Here is a 25,127-nt window from a genome sequence, read left to right as displayed (position 1 = left end):
ACATATGGACGTTTTTAGAACTGACCGAATCAGAAATGTAGTGCTGTTAGGACACGGCGGTGCTGGAAAGACAACTCTGGCAGAAGCAATGGCATATCTTGCTGGCTTAACCAACCGTTTAGGACGTGTAGAAGATGGCAACACAGTTAGTGATTATGATAAAGAAGAAATCAAACGACATTTCTCTATCACCACATCTCTGATTCCGGTCCCGTGGCAGAAGAACAAGGTAAACATTCTGGACACTCCCGGATATTTTGACTTCGTAGGAGAAGTTGAGGAAGCTGTCAGTGCTGCAGACGCAGCAATCATCGTAGTATCAGGTAAGGCCGGTGTACAGGTTGGTACACAGAAGGCATGGAATCTTTGCGAGAAGTATAAACTTCCCCGTATGATCTTTGTTACCGATATGGACGTGGACGATGTAAGTTACCGTAAGGTAGTAGACCAGCTTACCGAGCTTTATGGCAAGAAGATTGCCCCGCTGCATTTCCCAATCCGTGAGGACGGCAGGTTCGTGGGATATGTAAACGTTGTAAAGCAGGCCGGAAGAAAATATATCGACAAGGGACAGAAGGAAGAGTGTGAGATTCCTGCTTACCTGGATGAGTACCTTGAGAAATATCATGATATCCTGATGGAATCTGTAGCAGAGACCAGCGAGGAATTCATGGATCGTTACTTTGAGGGAGACGAGTTCTCCGTAACAGAGGTTTCCGCAGCACTTGCAGCTAACGTACAGGATGCAAGTATTGTTCCGGTATGCATGGGATCCCCGATCAATCTTCGTGGTGTATCCAACCTTCTGGACGACATCTGCGGATATTTCCCAAGCCCGGATAAACGTTCCTGCAACGGTATTTCCCAGAAGACCAATGAAATTTTTGAAGCAAATTATGACTTTGCCAAAGCGAAATCTGCATATGTATGGAAATCCATCGTGGATCCATTCCTTGGCAAGTATTCCCTGATCAAGGTTTGCTCCGGTGTTATCAAATCCGATGATACCCTTCTCAATGTGGAGAAAGGTACAGAAGAGCGCCTGAACAAATTATATGTTCTCCAGGGTTCCAAGCCAATCGAGGTTCCAGAGCTTCATGCCGGTGATATCGGTGCAATCGCCAAGTTAGTAAGCGTTCAGACTGGCGACAGCCTTGCAACTAAGGCCAACCCGGTTCTTTATCCGAAGGCAGTCCTTTCCACACCTTATACTTATAAGAGATTTAAGGCTGTGAATAAAGGGGATGAGGATAAGATTTCTCAGGCTCTTGCTAAAATCGCAAGCGAAGATAAGACCATCCGCGTAGAGAATGATGGCGCGAACCGTCAGAGTCTGATCTATGGCATGGGCGACCAGCATCTTGATGTTGTTGTCAGCATGCTGAAGGAGCGCTATAAAGTAGATGTAGAGCTTTCCAAACCGAAGGTTCCGTTCCGTGAAACAATCCGTAAGAACTCTGACGTAGAAGGCAAACATAAGAAACAGTCCGGTGGCCATGGACAGTATGGACATGTTAAGATGCGTTTCGAGCCGTCCGGCGATATGGAGACTCCATACGTATTTGAGCAGGTTGTTGTTGGCGGTGCTGTTCCGAAGAACTACTTCCCGGCAGTTGAGAAGGGACTTCAGGAATGTGTTCAGAAGGGACCTCTTGCAGCATATCCGGTAGTTGGTGTAAAGGCTACTCTGTACGATGGATCCTATCATCCGGTAGATTCCTCAGAGATGGCATTTAAGATGGCTACTATCCTTGCATTCAAGAAGGGCTTCATGGAAGCATCTCCTGTACTGTTAGAGCCAATCGTTTCCATGAAGGTTACCGTTCCGGATAAATACACCGGTGACGCTATGGGTGATCTGAATAAGCGCCGTGGCCGTGTTCTTGGAATGAATCCGGATCATAACGGCAATACCATTATTGAAGCTGACGTTCCGCTTCTTGAAATCTATGGATATTCCACAGATCTTCGTTCCATGACTGGTGGAAGCGGTGACTTCTCCTATGAGTTCGCCCGTTACGAGCAGGCTCCTGGAGATATCCAGCAGAAAGAGATTGAAGCACGGGCAAGCAAGGTTGACGCTGCTGATGAATAAGTAGTATAATTAAAGCGGAGATTTCCAGATGTTGGGATTCTCCGCTTTTTAGAATTTACGCGATAGCGGGCCAAAGCCCATGCCTGCATGAGACTATGGCGGCTGCCGCGATAATAGGGAAAGAGGAGGAGAAATATGAACAGAAAAAGCATCAAGAAAATCATGCTGTTTTTACTGGTCTTCATGCTTGTATTTCCAGTTTATTCAGTTGGAAACGCACAGACCGTTCAGGCAGCATCCTTAAAGGCACCCAAGCTTGTAAGCGCAGTGCGTGTGAACAAGACTGTGAAGTTCACCTGGAAGAAGAGCGCTAGAGCATCCGGCTATTACGTTTATCGTAAAGTGGGAAGCAGTTCCTGGAAGAAGCTTGCCACCGTTCGCGGCGGTTCGAAAACATCCTATGTGGATAAGAAGGTAGTGAGTGGTAAAACTTACTACTATACTGTAAAAGCTTATAAGGGCAGAAAAACCAGCTCCTATAACAAAACTGGAAAGAAAATTGTCTACAAAGTTCCGGCTGCGAAGCCAGCTGCTGCGAAAGCAACCATTGAGAACACAACTTCCGCCTATACCATTGAGGCTGATGTAAATCTTTCCGGATCCGGTACTGGCTATCATGCGAAATTAGTGGCCGTTACTCCCACATCTGCCATTAGCTTCGGCATTCAGCATGACCAGTATGCAAGAGCCCCGTACACAGGCAAGACTATGTTTATGGTCGAGAACGTACGCAGCAACAATCCTGGAGGACAGGATTACTACTGGGTAAAACAGGGCGCGACCAAGAAAACTTATCATCTGATGCTGGCCGTTGAGAAGAACGGAACCTGCAAGTGCTATATTGATGGTAAACTGGTAAAGACTGTGAAGAACAAAAAGCTTGCAAACCGGACCCTTTATCTTCGTGTAGAGGGATCTGCCAGAAAGAAAGGGGATTCTGTGAATGCAGTTTTCAGCAATATCAAGCTGAAAGCCAAGACCTATTCCCCAGATACTGTATGGGGAACTTACGCATTTATTACCAATAAAGGAATGAAAGCTGACGTTTCCAGTTTCTCTGCTTTAGGCAAGATTGCAATTAAGGGTACCATCAAGGGTATTTCCAGCAGCCAGGATTGGGACAGCGCTTACGACAAGGTATCTGGAATTATTCAGTTCACCTGATCGGAATAGTCCGAAGACTGGTTATAGAACCATTTGAGAAAACGAATAAGAAAATAAAGAACAGCATTTCGGCAGAAGAGAGAAATTTCACTGCTGAAATGCTGTTTTTGTTTCCTTTACAGAATCTTTGTGGTCCACTTACTGCAGTCCCATACCTGTGAAACCACATCCTGGTAAAACTCCGGTTCATGGCAGATAAGAAGCACGCTTCCCCGGTATTCTTTCAACGCTTCCTTTAGTGCCTCCTTGGCATCCACATCCAGATGATTGGTAGGCTCGTCCAGAAGAAGGACATTTGTCTCTTTATTCACCAGCTTGCAGAGGCGGACCTTGGCCTGCTCACCGCCGCTGAGCACACGGACCTGGCTTTCAATATGCTTGGTGGTAAGTCCGCATTTGGCAAGGGCGGAGCGGACCTCATACTGGGTGTAAGAGGGAAATTCTGCCCAGATCTCATCAATACAGGTGGTCTTATTATCCCCTTTTACTTCCTGCTCGAAATATCCGATCTGCAGGTTGTCCCCCAATTCCCTTGTTCCTTTTAGTGCAGGAATCAGCCCAAGAATACTTTTCAGTAAAGTGGTTTTTCCAATTCCGTTGGCGCCTACAAGGGCAATCTTCTGGCCTCTTTCCATGGAAAGGGTGAGCGGACGGGAAAGGGGTTCCTCATATCCGATCACAAGGTTTTTGATCTCGAAAATATTTTTGCCAGGGGTGCGTCCCTGTTTAAAATGAAATTCTGGCTTGGGCTTCTCAGCAGCCAGTTCGATCACATCCATTTTGTCCAGCTTTTTCTGGCGGGACATAGCCATGTTACGGGTAGAAACACGGGCTTTGTTTCGGGCAACGAAATCCTTCAACTCACTGATTTCCTGCTGCTGGCGCCGGTAAGCAGCTTCCAGCTGGGCCTTTTTCACTTCGTAAACCTCCTGGAAATGGTCATAATCCCCTACATAGCGGTTCAGCTCCTGATTTTCCATGTGGTAAACAATGTTGATCACATCATTAAGGAAAGGAATATCGTGGGAAATAAGGATAAAAGCATTTTCATAATCCTGGAGATAACGCTTCAGCCATGCAATATGCTCTTCGTCCAGATAGTTGGTAGGCTCGTCCAGAAGGAGAATGTCCGGCTTCTCAAGAAGCAGCTTGGCAAGGAGTACCTTGGTTCTCTGTCCGCCGCTAAGGTCTGTAACATCACGGTCCAGTCCCAAATCCAGAAGACCAAGAGCCCGGGCAACTTCCTCCACCTTGGAATCAATGACATAGAAGTCATGCATGGTCAGGGTATCCTGGATGGTTCCCAGTTCTTCCATAAGCGTTTCCATCTCTTCCGGGGAAGCTTCGCCCAGGGAATCGCAGATGGTATTCATTCTTTCCTCCTGCTCAAAGAGCCAGGAAAAAGCAGATTTCAGTATGTCACGGATGGTCATGCCAGGAGCAAGGATGGAATGCTGGTCCAGGTAGCCTACGCGCACATTTTTGGCCCACTGGATTTTGCCTTCATCTGGCATTAATTTGTCGGTTACAATGTTGAAGAAGGTGGATTTTCCCTCTCCGTTGGCGCCTACCAGGCCGATGTGTTCTCCCTTCAGAAGACGGAAAGACACGTCCTGGAAAATGGCTCTGTCACCAAAGCCATGGGTAAGGTGTTCAACGTTCAAAATACTCATAGGTAACTCCTGTTCTTAAAATAATGTGTATTGGCTGTGATTCTGCACAACAGTCTTTCTGTAAATTTTCGGAATCACTGAAAAGGTAAAATGCCGTTATCAGGACAACTGCTTAATCCCTGTAATATCCGGGGATGCCATGAGAGAATAGTTGGTATAATAAACTACAAATCCAGGCTTTGCCCCTGCCGGCTTTTTTACATTTTTTTTCTGAAGATAATCAATTTCTACCTTGGGAGCAGTGCGGCCTTTGGAATAAAAGGCTGCCAGATTGCCAGCTTCCTCAAAGGTGCGGTCCGGAAGGGTGCCGTCCTTTGTCTTTACAACTACGTGGGAGCCAGGCATCTTTTTGGCATGGAACCACCAGTCGTTGCCAGTGGCAAATTTAAAGGTCAGCTCATCATTCTGGTAGTTGTTTTTTCCCACATAAATATCATAGCCATCACTGGAAACATAATGGAAGGGCTTGGATTTCACCTGCATCTTGGCACCCTTTTTGCTGCCATAGTGCCGTTTCACATAGCCATATTCCATCAGCTCTTCCTTGATCTGGGAAAGATCGCTTTCTTCAGCTGCAATATCAAGGGCGTTGGAAATGGATTCCAGGTGCTCGATCTCGCTGGAGGTATCGGCGATCTGAACCTCCAGGGCCTCCTGGGTACGTTTCAGCTTGCCGTAACGGTCAAAATATTTCTTGGAATTCTCCTGGGGTGTCAGGGCTGGATCAAGAGGAATGGTGATTTCCTCTCCATTATAATAGTTTACGGCTTTGAAGGATTTGCAGCCTTCTTCCAGACCGTAGCCATAGGTGTTGATCAGCTCGCCGTAAATTTTGTATTTGTCCTTTTTTTCCGTGTCCTTCATCTGCTTCTGCTGAAGGCTGAGCTTCTTGCGGTTGCGGTCAAGGGCTGTCTGGACGATTTTGCGAAGGTCCGCTGATTTCTGGCGGATCCGGGTGATGGTGTCACGGGAAGCATAGTAGGTTTCCAGCATTTCAGACACAGACTCAAAAGTCTGGCTGGTAAAGCCCTCCCCATACTGGGTAAAAGGAAGAACGCCGTATTCAACCGGCTCGTCCCCTTTGAAAATAATCGTAGGGGTGAATTCCTCTTTTTTGATCTGGCCCATTAAATTGGAAAATTCCGTGTAAAGCTGTTCTTTTGCATCTGCATCCAGTGCCTGGGCATCGTCATTTCCATCAATGGAAGCACGATAGCAAAGCTCCTGGGCCATAACCGGGCTAAAACCGGTAAGTGTCTGGTAAAGGGCCTTGGAGATGGCATTGGATCTGCCGCAGACCTTTTCCATAAAGTCTTCTCTGGAAATAGTAAGAGGATCCAGCTTATCCTGGGTATGGGGGATAAAATAAGGACGTCCCGGAAGAACCTCGCGGACGGAGCTTACATTGCAGGATACGTGCTTGATGCTGTCCAGGATCATACTCTGGTCATCGCAGAAAATAATGTTGCTGTGCTTGCCCATCAGCTCCATGATCAGAACCTTGTGGCAGACATCTCCAAGCTCGTTCAGATGCTCCAGCTCAAATTCCACCACACGCTCCAGTCCAGGCTGCCGGATGCCTGTGATCCTGGCGCTGCCGATGTGTTTGCGGAGCAGCATGCAGAAGTTGGGAGCTGTGAGAGGACTGATCCGGTTCCTGGCTGTAAAATAAATTAATGGAAGGGAAGCACTGGCGGAGAGAAGCAGACGCTTCTGGCCGTTCGCACCCTTTCCCGTGATCAGCAGTTCATCGTTCTCTGGCTGGGCGATCTTATTGATGCGGCCGCCGGAGAGGTTTTTATTTAATTCAGAAACCATTGCAGCAATGGTGATTCCATCAAAAGCCATAAAGAAAACTCCTTTCAGATAACAACCTTCTTGTGAACTTCGTTCACAAAAAACGCCTTGCGGAACGCTACCAATGAACAGTAACGCGCGAACTTCATTATAACAGCAAAAAAAGGATTTGACTAGGGTTTTGGAATGAACTATAATAAATCTGTATGCGTAGAAGTATTGTCAGACCATAGGGCGGAGAATTACGATAAGAAATCAAGTCCTTTTGGAGACAATTTTCGAAAAAAAATACAGAAAGAGATTACTATGATAAAGAGCATGACAGGCTTTGGAAGAGCCGAGGTGATCACAAAAGAGCGGAAGATCACCGTTGAGATAAAATCCGTCAATCACAGATATCTGGATCTGAGTATTAAGATGCCAAGGAAGCTGAGCTTCCTGGAGGGTGCCATCCGGAACCTTATGAAGACATACATGCAGCGCGGAAAGGTAGATGTATTTATCACATATGAAGATTATACCTTAAGCTGTGATGCACTGAAATACAATAAGGAGCTTGCCAGCGAATATCTGGCCTACATCCGCCAGATGGCAGAAGAATTTGGCCTTGAGAATGATGTGAAAGCAGGTGCCCTTTCCCGTTATCCGGATGTCCTGACTATGGAAGAACAGTCTGTAGATGAAGAGGCGTTGTGGGCAGTACTGGAGGGTCCGCTTCGGGAGGCTTGTGAGAAATTTGCCCAGGCACGTGCAAGAGAAGGCGAGAATCTGAAGAATGATTTGATCACCAAGCTGGATGCGCTTGATGAGAAGGTAAATCAGGTGGAGGCACGTTCCCCTGAGGTGGTGGATTCCTACAGGGAGAAGCTGGAAGCGAAGGTGCACGAGCTTCTTGAGGATTCCCAGATCGAGGAATCCAGAATTGCCGCAGAGGTGATCCTGTTTTCTGATAAGATCTGCAACGACGAGGAGACCGTCCGTCTCCACAGCCATATCCAGGGCATGAAGAAGATGCTGGAGGAGAAAGAAGGCATCGGACGTAAGCTTGACTTTATGGCACAGGAGATGAACCGGGAGGCGAATACGATTCTGTCCAAGTCCAGTGATCTGGTGATTTCCAATATTGCAATTGATCTGAAAACAGAAATTGAGAAGATCAGGGAACAGGTTCAGAATGTGGAGTAACCAAGCGGATTCCCAATGCTGGGAGGATTGTGGGAGCTGCAAAGCAGAGTCACAATTCGTAGGGCTACGAAGCTTACGGTTACTGTTTGCAGAGTGAACAGCAATAATTTTTGGACGTAAGCTCTCCTTATCTTGACAGAAGGGTGAAAACATGGCAAAATTAATCAATATCGGATTCGGCAATATGGTGAATTCCCAGAAAATCGTAGCTGTGGTAAACCCGGATGCCGCACCGGTGAAACGAATGGTTCAGAGTGTAAAAGGTTCCAATTCCCTGGTGGATGCCACACAGGGCAGGAAGACCAAATCTGTAATTGTCACTTCAGACGACATTCTGATATTGTCTGCGATCCAGCCGGACACCATAGCCCGCAGATTTGCAGAAGTAATAGAAAGTAAGGGAGAGGACCATGAGTAGAGGAGTTTTGGTAGTTGTTTCCGGTTTTTCCGGAGCAGGAAAAGGTACCATTATGAAAAGCCTGATGGGGAAGTATGACAATTATGCATTGTCAGTATCCGCTACCACCAGAAACCCCAGACCAGGGGAAGAAGACGGAAGAGAATATTTTTTCCATACGAAAGAAGAGTTTGAGCAGATGATCTGTAAGGATCAGCTGATTGAATATGCCCAGTACGTTGAGAATTACTACGGCACACCGAAGGCCTATGTGGAGGAGCAGCTCTCAGCAGGACGGGACGTGATTCTGGAGATTGAGATCCAGGGGGCACGCAAGATTAAGAAGAAATTCCCGGAGGCAGTTCTGGTATTTGTTACAGCACCTTCCATGGAAGAATTAAAGGAGCGTCTTGTAGGCAGAGGCACTGAGACTAAGGAAGTGATCCGCCAGCGGCTTGCAAGGGCTGCACAGGAAGCAGAAGGAGTTGAGGAGTACGATTACCTTCTGGTAAATGATCAGCTTGACGAAGCTGTGGACAGGCTTCATAATATTATCCAGAGTGAGCACTTCGCTATGAAGAGAAATCTGGATTTTATCCATGAGATCCAGGCACAGGCTGCTAGGTTTATGGAGGAGCAACTGGTATAGTTAAAACTGCCCTACACCAATGGGGTAAAAATTTTATTTAAGCCCTACCTGTTTTTTGAAGCAGTGATGGGGATTTGGCAGAAGTGCAGAATAACCTATTGATCAAAACGGTTTCTGTGAATGAAGAAATAATGATTTGTGGCTATATGCACAAAAATACATTCGAATCCACAAATCTTTATGAAAATAATAACAATAATCACAATTTTGAAAGGAGTATAGATATGATCCATCCATCTTATTCTGAGTTGATTGAAGCAATCAATACAAACAATGAGGACGACGACGAGAGCATGGTGCTCAACAGCCGTTATTCCCTGATCCTTGCTACCAGCAAACGTGCACGCCAGCTGATCGGCGGAGCTAAGCCATTAGCAGATAATGTAAAGGGCAAGAAACCGCTTTCCATCGCCATCGACGAATTATACAATGGTAAGGTTAAAATCCTTCCTGGCAAACATGAGGAAGAGGATCTGGCAGAGATCGCAGGCCATACAGCAGAGAAAGTAGCTGTAGAAGAGAATACAGCAGCTGTATCTACTGAGTCTGAGGAGAGTGCAGAATAATATGAAATTACTGTTCATTTCCCTTGGATGTGATAAGAACCTGGTAGATTCTGAGGAAATGCTTGGAATGCTTGCAGCAGACGGACATCAGATCGTTGACGATGAAGACGAAGCAGAGGTGATCATTGTCAACACCTGTTGTTTCATCGGGGATGCCAAAGAAGAGAGTGTTAACACCATTCTTGAGATGGCAGAGAAGAAAAAAGCAGGTACCTGCAAGGTGCTGATCGTTACCGGATGTATGGCACAGCGTTATAAGAAAGAAATTTCAGAGGAAATACCTGAGGTGGATGCAATCCTTGGTACAACTTCTTACGGTGACATTATTAAAGCCGTGAATGAAGCTGAGGCAGGCAGACATTTCGAAGAGTACAAAAGCATTGATTTTCTTCCGGATATTTCCGGTAAGCGTATGCTGACTACAGGCGGACACTTTGCATATCTGAAAATCGCAGAGGGCTGTGACAAGCATTGCACTTACTGTATTATCCCCAAGCTGCGGGGCAGCTACAGAAGTGTTCCAATGGAACAGCTTGTAAAGGAAGCACAGTCACTGGCAGAGAAAGGCGTAAAAGAGCTGATCCTGGTTGCCCAGGAAACTACCGTGTATGGAAAGGATATTTATGGAAAGAAATCTCTCCATGTCCTTCTGAAAGAGCTTTGCAGGATTAAAGGAATCCGCTGGATCCGTATTCTGTACTGTTATCCGGAGGAGATTTACGATGAATTGATACAGACCATGAAGGAAGAGAAAAAGATCTGTCACTACCTGGATCTTCCAATCCAGCATGCAAGTGACCGCGTTCTGAAGCGTATGGGACGCCGCACTACCAGGCAGGAACTGGTGGATATTATCGGCAAGCTGCGCCGGGAGATTCCGGATATTTTCCTTCGTACCAGTCTGATTAGCGGTTTTCCTGGTGAGACCCAGGAAGACCATGATGAATTGATGGAGTTTGTGGATGAGATTGAGTTTGACCGCCTTGGCGTTTTTCCATACTCTGCCGAGGAAGATACCCCGGCAGCTACTATGGAAGGTCAGATCCCTGAGGAAGTCAAGGAAGCCAGACGTGATGAAATCATGGAACTTCAGCAGGAAATTTCTCTTGAGAAAGGTGAGAAACGTGTAGGTCAGGTACTGACCGTCATGATCGAGGGCAAGGTATCCGGAGAGAGTGCGTATATCGGGCGTACTTACGGAGATGCGCCGAAGGTTGACGGATATATTTTCGTACAGACCGGCGAGCTTCTCATGACAGGAGACTTTGCGAGAGTCCGGGTTACCGGTGCTCTGGAATACGATTTGATAGGAGAGCTGGAAGATGAATACACCGAATAAATTAACTGTAGCCAGAATGATCCTGGTGCCGTTTTTTGTATTATTTATTCTGACAGGCTGGGGCGGAGAGGCAAACCGCTATATCTGCCTTGCTATTTTCGTAGTGGCAAGTATTACCGACTGGTTTGATGGCCATCTTGCGCGCAAGAACAATCTGGTTACCAATTTTGGTAAATTTATGGATCCCCTTGCAGACAAGCTGCTGGTTTGTTCCGCACTGATCTGTATGATCGGGCTTGACCGTTTGCCGGCATGGTTTGTTATCATTATCATTGCAAGAGAATTTATTATCAGTGGTTTCAGACTGATCGCAGCGGAGAACGGTGTTGTGATTGCTGCTAACTACTGGGGCAAATTCAAAACAGCATCCCAGATGATCATGATCATTCTTCTGATTCTGAACTTTGGGGGATTCTTTGAAATCCTGACACAGATTTTTGTATGGGTATCACTGGCTCTGACTGTGATCTCTCTGATCACCTATATTGTTCAGAACAAAAATGTAATTTCCATGCAGGAATAAATATTTGCATGTAAAACAGCCAACATCTTTATTCAGTTAGAGATGTTGGCTGAATTCATAAGAAACCAGAAAAGAGGTATAAAAATGATTGCAGAGCTTGTAGCAGTGGGAACTGAAATTTTACTGGGAAATATTGTAAATACCAACAGTGCATATCTTTCTGAAAAATGTGCCCAGCTTGGTCTTTCTGTTTATTATGAATCTGTGGTTGGTGATAACCACGACAGAATGAAGGCCGTGATCGCATCTGCTCTTGACCGGTCCGATGTGGTAATCCTTACAGGCGGCCTTGGACCAACCGAGGATGACCTGACCAAAGAGGTGTGCGCAGAGGTGATGGAGCTCCCTCTTTCAGAAGATCCCCATTCCAGAAAGCGGATTGAGCGTTATATGAAAGAGTATCAGAAAAATCATCCGGACAGACGTGTGACCTCCAACAATTATAAACAGGCGCAGGTGCCTGAGGGTGCCATTGTGTTGGATAATCACAACGGAACAGCCCCTGGCCTGATCCTTGAGAAAAACGGCAAAACCGCCATTCTTCTTCCAGGACCGCCAAATGAGCTGATCCCCATGTTTGAGGAAGCTGTTTCTCCTTATCTCCGCAAGAAACAGCCGGAGATCATCTGCTCCCAGGTAGTAAAGATCTGCGGAATCGGAGAGAGCCAGGTGGCTGCAGATATTCAGGACATGATCGAAGCCCAGACCAATCCTACCCTTGCCCCTTATGCAAAAACAGGAGAGGTCCATCTTCGCATCACAGCCAAAGGCGAAGACGAGAAAGCCTGCAAAAAGCTGATCAAGCCAGTGGTAAAGGAACTGAAAAAACGTTTCGGCAAAAATGTATTTGCTCTGGCTGCAGATAAAACATTGGAAGAATCTGTTGTGGAGCTTCTGAAAGAAAAGAAACTGACACTGGCTCTTGCTGAATCCTGCACAGGTGGTGCCATTGCTGCACGTATTGTAAATGTGCCAGGTGCTTCCCAGGTATTCAGCCATGGCTTTGTTACTTACAGCAACCGTGCCAAGAGAGAATGCCTTGGAGTGAAGAAATCCACTCTGAAGACAGTTGGTGCAGTTTCTGCAAAATGTGCCAAACAGATGGCAAAGGGCTGTTGTGCTGCTTCTGGAGCGGATATCAGCCTTTCTATTACCGGCCTTGCAGGTCCGGACGGCGGAACGAGGAAAACTCCGGTTGGCACTGTATTTATGGGCTGCTGCTATAACGGACAGACCGTCACCCAGGAGTATCATTTCACTGGAAACCGTACCAAGATCCGTCAGCAGGCAGTGGCAAGCGCGCTGGTTCTTCTGAGGGAATGCATGATGGGTGCATATGAGGGAATAAAATAATATTGGATTGGCTTATTTCATCATCTTCATTAAATTTACCACTTTATCCAGTTTCGCCCGCTCCTGGGGGCTTTTTCCCATTTTCAGGACTTCAATGATGGTATTGATCTCCTGCGGGTTAAAGTGCAATCCGGCATTTCGCCCCTGGGAGGCAGCGTTCATAATAAAAGGCAGCAGGTCAGAGGGGGATTTCCCCGCGCCCTGCTGTGCCATCTGCTGGAGCAGATCAAGCTTGCTCCGGTCCATGCCTGCAAGTCTGGGATTATCCTGCCAGTTTTCTTCCATAAAGAATCACTCCTTTTTCCAATATTTTGACAAGAGACAGCATTGTTTTCTTACTGGCGTTCTTCTTCGCAATTATCCTTCGGGGTGTCTTGTGAGGAGGGCACGTTCATGATCCTGAGCATTTCCACCATTGCTATCATATTGTTGATCTGGTCCAAAGTTTTTCTGGTATTTCCAAAGCAGTAGCGGCGCAGGTCGCTTAAAAGCTCCATTGGCTGTGCCGGGGCAGATGCTGCCTGTATGCGCATGGCTGCAGGTGGGTTCGAAAAAAGAGTCAGTGTGTTGGAAAGCTCTTTCGCTTTTGCAAATACAGATAAAAACTGCTGCTGTCTGGGCGGAAAATAAGGAATCAGAGCTTTTAACAGCTGTCCCTGGTCTGTTCCCACCATCTGGTCGAGTGTAGTCTGTGCGATATATTCTTGTTCCATAGGAATCCCTTTTTTATATCTATGTTTTTATTATTAAAATATGACGGGGAGATACCGTTTGACATATTGTATATTAGGAGGCTGCAAAAAATAGCAAAGGAAATTGAAAGCAGTTTCCGTAAAGTATGAAAGAAACTGGGGGAAGTGTTATGGACAGAAAAAATGAAGGACTTGTGATAGATGGAAATGCAATTTATGAACTGGATCTGGAGTGTGTGAGAAAAAAACAGGAAAGTAAGGGAGCAGCAAACAAAGAATTATGGAAAAGGCAAAAGGGGGGTATTGCTGAAAATAACTGGAAAGAAGAGAAAAATAAATGAAACAGCCTGCTGCAGAAAAACAGGGAAACAAAGATGAAATAGAAAAGGGACAGGGGTGATTTCCTCTGTCCCGGATTTACAGGAAAAAGCCTGGCAATGCAGGCTCTTTTCCTGTGTGAAGCCTTTACATCAGCATCCGCAGCCGTTTCCCCATCCACCGCAGAGAAGCAGAAGGATGATGATGATCCAGCAGCAGTCACCGTTTCCATTGCCACATCCGTTGTTGCAGCCAATGCCGTTGCCGCCGCATGCACAAAGGAGAATGATGATCCAGAGAATGTTGCATCCACAGGAGCCGTTTCCGAAGGAAAGACCACATCCATTGTCACATCCGCAACCATTGTTGCATCCACAGTTACCGCATCCGCAACCGGATCTGTCGTCACTGCATCCACAGTTTGTAGCAGCTAAATCACTCATGCTGTTACCTCCAGAAAATGTTTACAGTTCATCATATGGAGGGGACAGGGGTGGTGTTACAAAGCAGTTGACAGAAATGTGGAATTTCGTTATAATAAATCAAAACGTAATAATTTTGTAATCTTTGAAACCGATTTGACATATTTTCGACAGAATAAGGACAGTTTTACCTGGAGGTATCCAAGTGCTGTTCTTTTTTAGAAAGGGAAAGGTATGGAAAGAGAAGGAAGAAAAGAACACAGAGGTTTTGTACTGGGGGTGCTTATCCTGCTGATTTTGCTTGCTACGCCCATGATGACTAAGGATGTCCAGGCTGCGAAGGCAGGCTTCAAGACCATCAAAGGCAAGACCTACTACATAACATCCAGCGGAGCCAGGAAAAAGGGCTGGCTGACTTTAAACGGTAAGAAATATTATTTTAACAAAAAGACCGGCGTTCAGCTCAAAGGATGGCAAAAGAACAGCAAGGGAAAATACATCCGGTATTTTACCAAGGGCAAGGGGGTCATGGTAACTGGCTTCTTAAAAAGTGGAAGCACTACCAGATATTTCAAGCCTTCCAACGGCAAGCTGGTCCGCGGCTGGCTGACTTTAAATGGCAGGAAATACTATTTTACCAGCGGTACCGGTGCTATGCTAAAAGGCTGGCAGAAGAACAGAAAGGGCGAAAAGCGTTACTTTACGGGTAACGGCGTTATGCTGACCGGCTGGTTTACAGATTCCAAGAAGAATACCCGCTATTTTAACCCAGGCACCGGCTATATGTATACAGGACTTAAGACGATTGACGGAAGCATTTACTATTTTAAGAAGAGCACCGGCGTCCGTTACCAGAAAGGTTTTGGAACTGTTGGAACCAAACACTATTACTTTAGTCCTACAGATGGGAAGGCACAGACTGGCTGGCTGAAGCTGGGAAATAAGAGCTATTATTTCAATTCCAGTGGTGTTATGTACATGAATACCACAGCTACGATCGGCGGAACCATCTATACCTTTGATGCCAATGGGGTTGCCACAGAGAAAAAGAATAACAGCAACAACAATAACAACAGCAACAATAACAGCAGCACTGTTTTCACCTGGTATGATGCCGGGCATGCACGTAATTTTACAATCATGAGCCAGTTTAAGACACATCCTGGTATTGCAGATGGAACCAAATCGGACCTTGATATTCTGGCTGCCATGTGCGAGTCCGAGGCAGGAGACCAGGGAATTGCAGGAATGAAGGCGGTTGCACTTTGTATTCTGAACCGTACCCTTGACAGTGAATTCCCATCCAGTGTCCGCTATGTGGTTTACGAAGGCTCCACGAAATTTGCACAGTATTCCGTTGTGACGAATGGTTCCCTTCAGAAGCGCCTGAACGGCATGTTCGAAGACCGGGCAAGTGCTTATGCAGCAGCACAGCAGGCATTGGACAGCTTTAACGCATATGTGGCAAATGGCACTCCGCGTACTGTCAGCGGCATGAAGAAAAAGGATTTCAATTATAAATACTTTATGATGACTTCCGCATTCTGGAAACAGTCACTGAACTTTAAGAAGGTTGTATATGAGACATACAAGGACCATACTTTCTTTGTAGACTGGGTATAAGCCACAAAAATAAAACACAGGATACTTTATCACAGTAAGTTGTTAAAAAATAAAGGCAAATTCCTTGACAAACACAGGATGGCTTTGTATACTTGCAAGTATTAAATGAGAAAGGCTTTGAAGGGAACAAGTAGCCTTGGAAAGAGCACACAGAGAGCTGCCGGAGGGTGAGAGGCGCGTGCAGAGATCCATTGTGAATACATCCCGGAGCTTTGCACCGAACGATTCTTGAAATGTGGGAAGCACTAGGAACGGACAGGCACTGGGGCTGCTTACAGAAATCCAGTAGGCTGTGACGGAGTGGCATACGTTATCATGCCGGGGTGATAGTTCTGAAGAGGATTTGAAAGCGTTTTAAGCAGGAAAATATTTAGCTGTCAGAGCGCAGACGTGATTTTTTTTCAGTATGGTCACTTATCGAGGCAGGAAGTGCGAGCTTTCTGTGAATTTAGGTGGTAACGCGGGACCCGGTTCTCGTCCTAAAGGGACATGAGAACCGGGCTTTTTTATACTTATTTACAGGAGGAAATGAAAATGACAGTTTGGGAAGAACTGAAAGCCAGAGGCCTGATCGCCCAGGTAACAGATGAAGATGAAATCAAAGAAATGGTAAATAACGGAAAGGCAACTTTTTATATTGGATTTGACCCAACCGCAGACAGCCTTCATGTAGGACATTTCATGGCACTTTGTCTGATGAAACGTCTGCAGATGGCAGGAAACAGACCGATCGCCCTTCTCGGCGGAGGAACTGGTATGATCGGTGACCCTTCCGGAAGAACCGATATGCGTCAGATGCTGACAAAGGAGACAATCCAGCACAACATTGATTGTTTCAAAAAACAGATGGAGCGTTTCATCGATTTTTCTGATGGAAAAGCTCTTATGGTAAATAATGCAGAGTGGCTGATGAATCTGAATTATGTAGAGCTTTTGCGTGAGGTCGGAGCACATTTTTCTGTAAACCGTATGCTTACAGCTGAGTGTTACAAACAGCGTATGGAGAGAGGTTTAAGCTTTCTGGAGTTCAATTACATGATCATGCAGAGCTACGATTTCTATATGCTGTACCAGAAATACGGCTGCAACATGCAGTTCGGCGGCGATGACCAGTGGAGTAACATGCTTGGCGGTACAGAGCTGATCCGTCGTAAACTTGGAAAAGACGCTTACGCTATGACCATCACCCTTCTTCTGAACTCTGAGGGCAAGAAAATGGGTAAAACACAGTCAGGAGCTGTATGGCTGGATCCGAATAAGACCTCTCCATTCGATTTCTACCAGTACTGGAGAAATGTAGATGATGCAGATGTTATCAAATGCATGAAACTTCTTACCTTCCTTCCATTAGAAGAGATCCAGGAGATGGAGAAATGGGAAGGCAGCCAGCTGAACAAGGCAAAGGAGATCCTTGCATTCCAGCTTACTGAGCTTGTTCATGGAACAGAGGAAGCCAAGAAAGCAGAAGCAGGTGCAAAGGCACTTTTCGCAGGCGGAGCAGATACCGCGCATATGCCAACTACTGAGCTTGCAGCAGAAGATTTCGACGAGGAGGGCAACATTGACCTGATCAGTCTTCTTGTAAAATCTGCTCTTGTTACAACCCGTTCCGAGGGAAGAAGAGCCATCGAACAGGGCGGCGTTTCCGTTGACGGCGAGAAAGTGCTGGATATCAAGTATGTACTTTCCAAAGATGTTCTCACAGGTGACGGCGTTGTCCTGAAGAGAGGAAAGAAGAAATTCAATAAGATATTTGTAAAATAAGAAAATAAAAGGGGACCAGGGCTAAGGCAATTCACGATGGGGTGAAAAGGCAGCGGCCTTGGTCCCTGAATCCATAATAGTGAAAAAATATTTTGACCGTAATAAAGATATATGATATCATATAGACCATGCAAGCATTCCAATAAGAGGAATGCAGGTTACTGTTCAATCCGTTCACAAAAACACCTCGCGGAATATTACCGGTGAACAGTAACAAAAGAACTTCTTTATTGCGTAGGAGGAGAATTGAAATGAAGAAATACGGAGTAAACGAACTTCGAAAAATGTTTCTGGATTTCATGGAGAGCAAGGGACATCTTGTTATGAAAAGCTTTCCATTGGTTCCACAGGGCGATAAAAGTGTCCTGCTGATCAATGCAGGAATGACACCACTGAAACCATATTTTACAGGAGCAGAGAAACCACCCCGTACAAGGGTCAGCACATGCCAGAAATGTATCCGTACAGGTGATATTGAGAATGTAGGTAAGACCGCACGTCACGGTACATTCTTTGAAATGCTTGGTAACTTCTCTTTTGGAGATTACTTTAAAAGAGAAGCCATTCACTGGTCATGGGAGTTCCTGACTGAGGTAGTAGGTCTGGATGCCAGCCGTCTTTATCCGTCTGTATACCTGGAGGATGATGAGGCTTTCGATATCTGGAATAAAGAGATCGGAATTCCGGCAGAGCGTATTTTCAAATTTGGCAAAGAAGACAACTTCTGGGAGCACGGCGCAGGTCCCTGCGGTCCATGTTCTGAAATCTATTATGACCGTGGAGAGAAATATGGCTGCGGTAAGCCTGGCTGTACAGTTGGCTGCGACTGCGACCGTTACATGGAAGTATGGAACAACGTCTTTACTCAGTTTGAGAACGACGGTAATGGCAATTATACAACCCTGAAACAGAAGAACATTGATACCGGTATGGGACTTGAGCGTCTGGCTGTTGTTGTGCAGGACGTAGATTCTATTTTCGATGTTGATACCATCTGTTCCCTTCGCAACCTGGTAAGTAAGATTTCCGGCAAACCGTATGGGGTACATCATGAGGACGACGTTTCCATCCGCCTGATTACAGACCATATCCGTTCTGCAACATTCATGATCTCCGATGGTATCATGCCGACCAACGAAGGCCGTGGATATGTACTTCGCCGTCTGATCCGCCGTGCTGCAAGACACGGAAGACTTCTTGGAATTGAGGGCAACTTCCTTGCTATCTTGAGTGCAGAAGTAATTGACGGCTCCAAGGATGGATATCCGGAACTGGAAGAGAAGAAGGAATTTATCTTCAACGTTCTCACCAACGAGGAGAACCAGTTCGGTAAGACGATCGACCAGGGACTTCGTATCCTGGCTGATATGGAAGAGGCTATGAATGCAGCTGGAGAGAAGACCCTTTCCGGTGAAAACGCATTTAAATTATATGATACCTACGGATTTCCTCTTGATCTGACCAAGGAAATCCTTGAGGAGAAGGGCTACGAGATCGACGAGGATGGCTTCAAGGCTGCTATGGATGAGCAGAGAGAGAAAGCACGTTCCTCACGTGAGGTAACCAACTATATGGGAGCTGACGCCACTGTATATGACCAGATCGATACCGCTGTTACTACAGAGTTCGTTGGATATGATCATCTTTCCTTCGAGTCCCCGGTCACCGTTCTTACCACAGAGACTGAGATCGTAGATTCCCTGATGGAAGGACAGAAGGGCACCATTTTCGTAGAGAAAACACCTTTTTACGCAACCATGGGTGGTCAGGTTGGAGATACCGGTGTGATCGAAACTGCAAATGGTAAATTTATTGTAGAAGATACCATCAAGCTTCGCGGTGGCAAATTCGGTCATGTAGGACATATGGAATCCGGCATGATCTCCAAGGGAGAAACTGTTTCCCTGAAAGTGAATGTTACAGCAAGAAAAGATATCGAGAAGAACCACAGTGCTACACATCTTCTTCAGAAAGCCCTGAAAGAAGTTCTTGGTTCCCACGTAGAGCAGAAGGGATCTCTTGTAACTGCTGACAGACTTCGTTTTGACTTTGCCCACTTTACAGCTATGACCGCTGAAGAGATTGAGAAAGCAGAGCAGATCGTGAATGAGCAGATCCAGGCAGCACTTGATGTTCACACCGATATCATGGATGTAGAGGAAGCTAAGAAATCCGGTGCTATGGCACTGTTCGGTGAGAAATATTCCCAGAAGGTACGTGTGGTATCCATGGGCGGCTTCTCTAAAGAGCTTTGCGGTGGTACCCACGTTGCAAATACAAGCTCCATCATGCTGTTTAAAATCGTTTCTGAGTCTGGTATTGCAGCAGGTGTCCGTCGTATTGAGGCACTGACCGGAAAAGGAGTTCTGGAATACTATAAGAAGCAGGAAGCCCTTCTTCATGAGGCTGCCAAGGCCCTGAAGACCAATCCTTCTGAGATGGTAGAGAAGATCGCACATCTTCAGGGTGAGGTGAAGACTCTTGCAAGCGAGAACGAGTCTCTGAAGAGCAAACTGGCTCAGGGGGCTCTTGGGGATGTTATGAATCAGGTTGTAGAAGTAAAAGGTGTGAAACTCCTTGCTGCCAAGGTAGAGGGCGTTGACATGAACGGACTTCGTGATCTTGGCGACCAGCTGAAGGAGAAGCTTGGCGAGGGTGTCGTTGTCCTTGCTGCAGTAAATGAGGGCAAGGTAAACCTTCTTGCAATGGCTACTGATTCTGCACAGAAAGCAGGAGCACATGCTGGTAACCTGATCAAGGCTGTGGCTGCAATCGTTGGCGGCGGCGGTGGTGGACGCCCGAACATGGCTCAGGCTGGTGGAAAGAATCCAGAGAAGGCTGGCGAGGCAATCGAAGCAGTAGCTGGAATCCTGGAAGGACAGATTCACTAAAAAACACTCAAAATTTTGTCAAAAATTTTTGTAAAATTAAACCAAAAGATGTTGACGAACCCCGAGTGCATGATATATAATAATGTTCGTGCAAGAAAAATACCCAGACAGTTGTATTTTAGCACAATCTACAACTGGAGGGAGGTTAGGTGTGAGTCTATGTCAAACGTTATCGTAAAAGAAAACGAGACTTTAGATAGCGCTCTTCGCAGATTCAAGAGAAGCTGTGCAAAAGCAGGTATCCAGCAGGAAATCCGCAAAAGAGAGCATTACGAGAAACCAAGCGTTCGTCGTAAGAAAAAATCTGAAGCCGCAAGAAAACGTAAATATAATTAATTGTGCGCAAAAATCCCTGGCTGCATTCAGTCAGGGATTTTTAAATCCAGCAATACCGTCAAATTTGGCTCATTGTTTTCTGGGAAGAGCTGGTTTTTATATATGATGATATCGCTGGCAGGCGACATGTCCGTTTTGTTGCTGACCGGTGTATGGAGGAGAAAATATAAACTTATGATGATTTTGAAAAAAATAGCCAAGCTTCTGTTTAACCGGGTGTTTTATGTAATATTTGCCATGGCAGTGCAGCTTGGCTGGCTGTTAACCATATTTCTGCGTCTTGCAGGGTATTCCAGATACATGTCTATTACCCTGGATGTGATCAGCATTCTGGTGGTCCTGAAAATTGTAAACCGAAAGATAAATCCCTCGTATAAACTGGCATGGACCATGCTGATCCTTTGTATGCCCATTTTTGGTCTTGTTTTGTATCTTGTATTTGGCCGTTCCAGAATTGCCAATTATATGCAGGATCGTTTTAATGAAATGCTGGAGAAGTCCAGCAACCTTTTACAGACAGATCCCGAAATACATGAACGGCTGGAGGCAGAGGATGCGTCTGCATGCAACCAGTCGGATTATATATACCGCAATGCCGGCTATCCGATCCACGGAAATACCACAGCAGAATATTTTCAGGTGGGAGATGACATGTTCCCAGTTCTGGTGAGGGAGCTGGAGCAGGCACAGCATTATATTTTTATTGAATATTTTATTATCCATGATGGGGTGATGTGGCGGACTATTCTGGATATACTGGAGAAGAAAGTGAAGGAAGGGGTAGATGTCCGTCTGATCTATGATGACATGGGCTGTCTTACCACGCTTCCCCATAAATATTACGAAACCATGCGGGCCAAGGGCATTAAGTGCCAGGTGTTCAATCCCTTCCGCCCGATCCTGAACATTATCCAGAATAACCGTGATCACCGTAAATTCTGCATTATTGATGGTTACGTCGGATTTACCGGAGGCGTGAATCTGGCAGATGAATATATTAACCAGAAGGAGCGCTTCGGTCATTGGAAAGATACTGCAGTTATGTTAAAAGGTGAGGCCGTCTGGAATATGACTGCCATGTTCCTCCATATGTGGAATGTGGTTACTTATAACCGTCAGGACAACAGCCTGGAGGAGTATCTTCCCCATGTATGGCATCCGGAGGCCTTCGCAGGAGATGGATATATTCAGCCATTTTGCGATTCTCCTCTTGACAATGAGACAGTAGGAGAGAATGTTTACCTGAACATTATCAATCGTGCCAAGAAGTATGTATATATTTGTACTCCCTATCTTGTTATTGACAATGAGATGATGACTGCTCTTTGCCTCGCGGCAAAAAGCGGCGTGGATGTGCGGCTGATGACGCCGGGCATTCCGGATAAGAAGCTGGTATTTTTGCTTACCCAGTCCTATTATGAACAGCTTTTGGAGGCAGGAGTGAAGATTTACGAATACCAGCCTGGTTTCCTCCATGCGAAGTCCTTTGTGTGTGATGATGAGATTGGCGTGGTAGGAACCATCAATCTGGATTACCGAAGCCTGTATCTTCACTTTGAGGATGGTGTATGGATCTATCGGAACCGGGTGATTTATGATATCAAAAAGGACTTCACAGATACCCTGGAATATTGTAATCAGGTATCTTTGGAATTCTGCAGGGGCAGAAATATTGCAGTGCGGGCAATGCAGAGCATTTTAAGGCTGTTTGCCCCCATGTTGTAAATTTGATCCAGAATGGAAATATGGGCGCTGTATTGACCTATTGGTAGTTCTTTTGTATCTGTTTATGCAGATGGAACAATGGATTTTTTTACAGAATGAATCAGGAGGCCAGACATGAGAGAAGAGACAAAGAAACAGCTTCAGAGGATTATGGACCAGGCAGTAAAGGCGAATCAGATTGCCGGTATGAATATGATGGTGGTAAAGGACGGCCGGGAGGAGTTGTATCTCCAGTGCGGCTATGCGGACAAGGCAAAAGGGAAAATTATTGAGCGAGATACCCTGTTTCGGCTTTTTTCCATGACAAAGCCCATTACAGCTGCGGCAGCCATGCTCTTGTTTGAAAGAGGTGTGATCGATCTGGCGGATCCGGTGTCTAAGTATATTCCGGGTTTTTCAGATCAGAAGGTGTCCGTTCCAGGCGGACTGGCTCCAGTATGGCATAATGTGACAATCTATCATCTGTTGTCTATGACCAGTGGTCTGACTTACGGTGGAAACAGCAGTGCCACCGAATATGCTATTGGGAATGTGTTAGAAGAGGTGCATGAGCGGCTGGATACAGATCATCCTATGAGTACCTTGGAATTTGCGGATAAGATCGGCAGATGTCCTTTGGAATTTCAGCCTGGGGAGCGTTGGAAATATGGTGTTTCTGCGGATATTCTGGCAGCGGTGGTGGAGAAGGCTTCCGGGATGAGGTATGGTGAATTCCTGGAAAAAGAGCTGTTTCAGCCTCTTGGAATGAAGGATACTGGTTTCTATGTGCCAAAGGAGAAGCTGGACAGACTGGCTGTGGCTTATGAGCAGACTACCGGGGAAATGAAGGAATTCAGGGAAAACAGTCTTGGAATTCGTCTTTCTATGGATGTTTCGCCGGCTTATGAAGCTGGTGGAGCTGGGCTGGTGTCTACTTTGGATGATTATTCCAGGTTTGCAGCTATGCTTTTGGATAAGGGCAATTACCAGGGCAGACAGCTCCTTCAGCCTGGAACTGTGGAGTATATGACCACACATAAGCTTGTGCCTTATCAGCAGGAATGGTTTGACAAGTGGTGGGAGATGAATGGGTATTCTTATGGAAATCTCATGCGCGTGATGACAGATTCATGGAGGGCACCTTTTGCGGCCTGTGAGGGCGAATATGGCTGGGACGGCTGGCTGGGGTGTTATTTTGCAAATCTGCCGAAGGAGAATATGACCATTCTGATGATGATGCAGAAGAAGGATGCAGGGACATTTGATCTTACCAGGAGGCTGCGGAATGTGCTGCTTCTTGGAATGTAATATAAAGAGGACTTAGAGTTATGCCTAGAATTTATGCAGACAATGCAGCAACTACAAAAATAAGCCAGACAGCGATGAACGCCATGATTTCTGCAATGGAAAATACCTATGGGAATCCATCTAGTCTTCATCAGATTGGAATGGAGGCGAATGATGCTTTGCAGACGGCAAGGGAGCAGATTGCGCGCTGTCTTGGATGTACACCGAAGGAGATTTATTATACATCCGGGGGAACGGAATCAGATAATCAGGCGATTGTGTCGGCGGCTATGCTAGGGTTGAAGCAGAATAAGAGGCATATTATTTCTACGGCGTTTGAGCATCATGCAGTGCTTCACACTTTAAGAAAGCTGAAAGATCAGGGCTTTGAGGTGCAGCTGCTGGATGTGGCAGCAGAAGGAAATATTACAGCGGCTCAGGTGAAAGAGGCCATTCGACCGGATACCTGCCTGGTTACGGTTATGTTTGCGAATAATGAGATCGGCTCCATTCTTCCTATTGCAGAGATTGGAGAAGTTTGCCGGGCGCATGGGGTACTTTTTCATACAGATGCAGTGCAGGCAGCAGGGCATATCCCAGTAAATGTAAAGAAGCAGAACATTGATATGTTATCTCTTTCTGCCCATAAATTTCATGGTCCCAGAGGAATCGGCGCCTTGTATGTGAAACGGGGAATTGAACTGACCTCCCTTATGGAAGGCGGCGGTCAGGAGCGTGGGAAGCGCCCTGGTACGGAGAATCTGCCTGCGATTATGGGAATGGCAGCTGCATTGAAAGAAGAGTGTGCTTTGATGGAAAAAAATGCGGTCAAAGTTACTGCCATGAGAGATCGCCTGATTCAAGGGCTTTTCCAGATCCCATATAGCATTCTGAATGGTCCAAGGGATAAGCGATTGCCAGGAAATGTAAATATCTGCTTTGAAGGCGTATCTGGCGAAAGCCTCCTTCTCCTTCTGGACAGCAAGGGAATCTGCGCCTCCTCTGGTTCCGCCTGTGCCTCCGGCGCCCTGGATCCAAGCCATGTTCTCTTGGCTCTCGGCCTTACTCCCGAGATTGCCCAGGGTTCCCTTCGGATCAGCCTTGACATCTCCAACACGGAAGAAGAAATTGACTATATGTTGGAAGTGATCTCCCAGGTGGTAGATCATCTCCGTGGAATGTCAGATGATTGGCAGAAAAGACATTGCAGTAAATAGAAGAATCGTGTATGATACAGAAGAAAAATTTATCAGTAACCAGCGATTTTGCAATGTGTATTCATGTAGCCGTGCATTTCAGGAATGCCTGGACGCACGGCGGTGAATATACATTGCAAAATCGCGTCCGGA

22 protein-coding genes are annotated in these 25,127 nt (G+C 46.1%); 17 read left to right on the top strand and 5 right to left on the bottom strand.

Going from position 1 to position 25,127, the window contains the following annotated elements:
- The first annotated feature begins 4 nt into the window (after window positions 1-4).
- Together LIQ05_RS02950 and LIQ05_RS02945 are read left to right on the top strand one after the other, a co-directional pair.
- Entirely contained in the window at window positions 5-2,095 is a 2,091-nt protein-coding gene (locus tag LIQ05_RS02950) for an elongation factor G (protein WP_226818471.1), read from the top strand.
- Between the two features lie 135 nt (window positions 2,096-2,230).
- Window positions 2,231-3,259: a hypothetical protein gene (locus LIQ05_RS02945; protein WP_226818469.1), complete on the top strand. Its 1,029-nt coding sequence runs from the start codon at window positions 2,231-2,233 to the stop codon at window positions 3,257-3,259.
- A 116-nt stretch (window positions 3,260-3,375) separates the two neighbouring features.
- Here LIQ05_RS02945 and LIQ05_RS02940 read toward each other — a convergent pair whose 3' ends face one another.
- Together LIQ05_RS02940 and LIQ05_RS02935 are read right to left on the bottom strand one after the other, a co-directional pair.
- Entirely contained in the window at window positions 3,376-4,932 is a 1,557-nt protein-coding gene (locus tag LIQ05_RS02940) for an ABC-F family ATP-binding cassette domain-containing protein (protein ID WP_226818467.1), read from the bottom strand.
- Window positions 4,933-5,031: 99 nt separating this feature from the next.
- Window positions 5,032-6,780, bottom strand: coding sequence for an Rqc2 family fibronectin-binding protein (locus LIQ05_RS02935; protein WP_226818465.1), 1,749 nt, complete (start codon window positions 6,778-6,780; stop codon window positions 5,032-5,034).
- 255 nt (window positions 6,781-7,035) lie between these two features.
- Here LIQ05_RS02935 and LIQ05_RS02930 point away from each other — a divergent pair, with 255 nt between their 5' ends.
- The 7 genes from LIQ05_RS02930 to LIQ05_RS02900 all read left to right on the top strand — a co-directional run bounded on the left by LIQ05_RS02930 (window position 7,036) and on the right by LIQ05_RS02900 (window position 12,741).
- Window positions 7,036-7,914, top strand: coding sequence for a YicC/YloC family endoribonuclease (locus tag LIQ05_RS02930; protein WP_226818513.1), 879 nt, complete (start codon window positions 7,036-7,038; stop codon window positions 7,912-7,914).
- 151 nt (window positions 7,915-8,065) lie between these two features.
- Complete coding sequence (locus tag LIQ05_RS02925) at window positions 8,066-8,332, top strand: DUF370 domain-containing protein (protein ID WP_226818463.1); 267 nt, start codon at window positions 8,066-8,068, stop codon at window positions 8,330-8,332.
- Window positions 8,325-8,960: a guanylate kinase gene (gmk, locus tag LIQ05_RS02920; protein ID WP_226818461.1), complete on the top strand. Its 636-nt coding sequence runs from the start codon at window positions 8,325-8,327 to the stop codon at window positions 8,958-8,960. The genes LIQ05_RS02925 and gmk overlap by 8 nt, the downstream gene beginning before the upstream one ends.
- A gap of 224 nt (window positions 8,961-9,184) precedes the next feature.
- A complete protein-coding gene (rpoZ, locus tag LIQ05_RS02915; RefSeq protein ID WP_226818459.1) occupies window positions 9,185-9,526 on the top strand; it encodes a DNA-directed RNA polymerase subunit omega in 342 nt (113 codons plus the stop codon).
- Between the two features lies 1 nt (window position 9,527).
- Window positions 9,528-10,865 (top strand): 30S ribosomal protein S12 methylthiotransferase RimO, encoded by a 1,338-nt coding sequence (gene rimO, locus LIQ05_RS02910; RefSeq protein ID WP_226818457.1) that lies wholly within the window; start codon window positions 9,528-9,530, stop codon window positions 10,863-10,865.
- The gene (gene pgsA, locus LIQ05_RS02905; RefSeq protein ID WP_226818455.1) at window positions 10,849-11,388 is read left to right on the top strand and encodes a CDP-diacylglycerol--glycerol-3-phosphate 3-phosphatidyltransferase; all 540 of its coding nucleotides are present in this window, start codon (window positions 10,849-10,851) and stop codon (window positions 11,386-11,388) included. The genes rimO and pgsA overlap by 17 nt, the downstream gene beginning before the upstream one ends.
- An 84-nt stretch (window positions 11,389-11,472) precedes the next feature.
- Entirely contained in the window at window positions 11,473-12,741 is a 1,269-nt protein-coding gene (locus LIQ05_RS02900; protein WP_226818453.1) for a competence/damage-inducible protein A, read from the top strand.
- Between the two features lie 12 nt (window positions 12,742-12,753).
- On the opposite strand, the gene LIQ05_RS02895 is transcribed toward LIQ05_RS02900, so the two are convergent.
- Window positions 12,754-13,026: a hypothetical protein gene (locus LIQ05_RS02895; RefSeq protein ID WP_226818452.1), complete on the bottom strand. Its 273-nt coding sequence runs from the start codon at window positions 13,024-13,026 to the stop codon at window positions 12,754-12,756.
- Between the two features lie 50 nt (window positions 13,027-13,076).
- Window positions 13,077-13,454, bottom strand: a complete 378-nt coding sequence (locus LIQ05_RS02890) for a hypothetical protein (RefSeq protein ID WP_226818450.1) — start codon at window positions 13,452-13,454, stop codon at window positions 13,077-13,079.
- Window positions 13,455-13,603: 149 nt separating this feature from the next.
- Here LIQ05_RS02890 and LIQ05_RS02885 point away from each other — a divergent pair, with 149 nt between their 5' ends.
- Window positions 13,604-13,774: a hypothetical protein gene (locus LIQ05_RS02885; protein WP_226818448.1), complete on the top strand. Its 171-nt coding sequence runs from the start codon at window positions 13,604-13,606 to the stop codon at window positions 13,772-13,774.
- Window positions 13,775-13,903: 129 nt separating this feature from the next.
- Here LIQ05_RS02885 and LIQ05_RS02880 read toward each other — a convergent pair whose 3' ends face one another.
- A complete protein-coding gene (locus LIQ05_RS02880; RefSeq protein WP_226818446.1) occupies window positions 13,904-14,194 on the bottom strand; it encodes a hypothetical protein in 291 nt (96 codons plus the stop codon).
- A 213-nt stretch (window positions 14,195-14,407) separates the two neighbouring features.
- On the opposite strand from LIQ05_RS02880, the gene LIQ05_RS02875 reads away from it, so the two are divergent.
- The 7 genes from LIQ05_RS02875 to LIQ05_RS02845 all read left to right on the top strand — a co-directional run bounded on the left by LIQ05_RS02875 (window position 14,408) and on the right by LIQ05_RS02845 (window position 24,995).
- Window positions 14,408-15,796 carry a cell wall hydrolase gene (locus LIQ05_RS02875; protein ID WP_226818445.1) on the top strand — a complete coding sequence of 463 codons (1,389 nt, stop codon included), beginning with the start codon at window positions 14,408-14,410 and terminating at the stop codon, window positions 15,794-15,796.
- Between the two features lie 534 nt (window positions 15,797-16,330).
- Window positions 16,331-17,560 carry a tyrosine--tRNA ligase gene (tyrS, locus tag LIQ05_RS02870; protein ID WP_226818443.1) on the top strand — a complete coding sequence of 410 codons (1,230 nt, stop codon included), beginning with the start codon at window positions 16,331-16,333 and terminating at the stop codon, window positions 17,558-17,560.
- A 251-nt stretch (window positions 17,561-17,811) separates the two neighbouring features.
- Window positions 17,812-20,451, top strand: a complete 2,640-nt coding sequence (gene alaS / locus LIQ05_RS02865; protein WP_226818442.1) for an alanine--tRNA ligase — start codon at window positions 17,812-17,814, stop codon at window positions 20,449-20,451.
- A 159-nt stretch (window positions 20,452-20,610) separates the two neighbouring features.
- Window positions 20,611-20,787: a 30S ribosomal protein S21 gene (gene rpsU / locus LIQ05_RS02860; RefSeq protein ID WP_004222305.1), complete on the top strand. Its 177-nt coding sequence runs from the start codon at window positions 20,611-20,613 to the stop codon at window positions 20,785-20,787.
- A 174-nt stretch (window positions 20,788-20,961) separates the two neighbouring features.
- On the top strand, window positions 20,962-22,512 hold the full coding sequence (gene cls / locus LIQ05_RS02855; RefSeq protein WP_318289446.1) for a cardiolipin synthase: 1,551 nt from the start codon (window positions 20,962-20,964) through the stop codon (window positions 22,510-22,512).
- Between the two features lie 114 nt (window positions 22,513-22,626).
- Window positions 22,627-23,799 carry a serine hydrolase domain-containing protein gene (locus LIQ05_RS02850; protein ID WP_226818440.1) on the top strand — a complete coding sequence of 391 codons (1,173 nt, stop codon included), beginning with the start codon at window positions 22,627-22,629 and terminating at the stop codon, window positions 23,797-23,799.
- Window positions 23,800-23,819: 20 nt separating this feature from the next.
- Entirely contained in the window at window positions 23,820-24,995 is a 1,176-nt protein-coding gene (locus LIQ05_RS02845; protein ID WP_226818438.1) for a cysteine desulfurase family protein, read from the top strand.
- Window positions 24,996-25,127: the final 132 nt, after the last annotated feature.

It is taken from the genome of Blautia glucerasea, assembly GCF_020537505.1.
In the GTDB taxonomy this organism is placed as follows: Bacteria; Bacillota; Clostridia; order Lachnospirales; family Lachnospiraceae; genus Blautia_A.
Note: the sequence above shows the minus strand (reverse complement) of the source record. Positions and strands in the feature narration are given on the sequence as shown.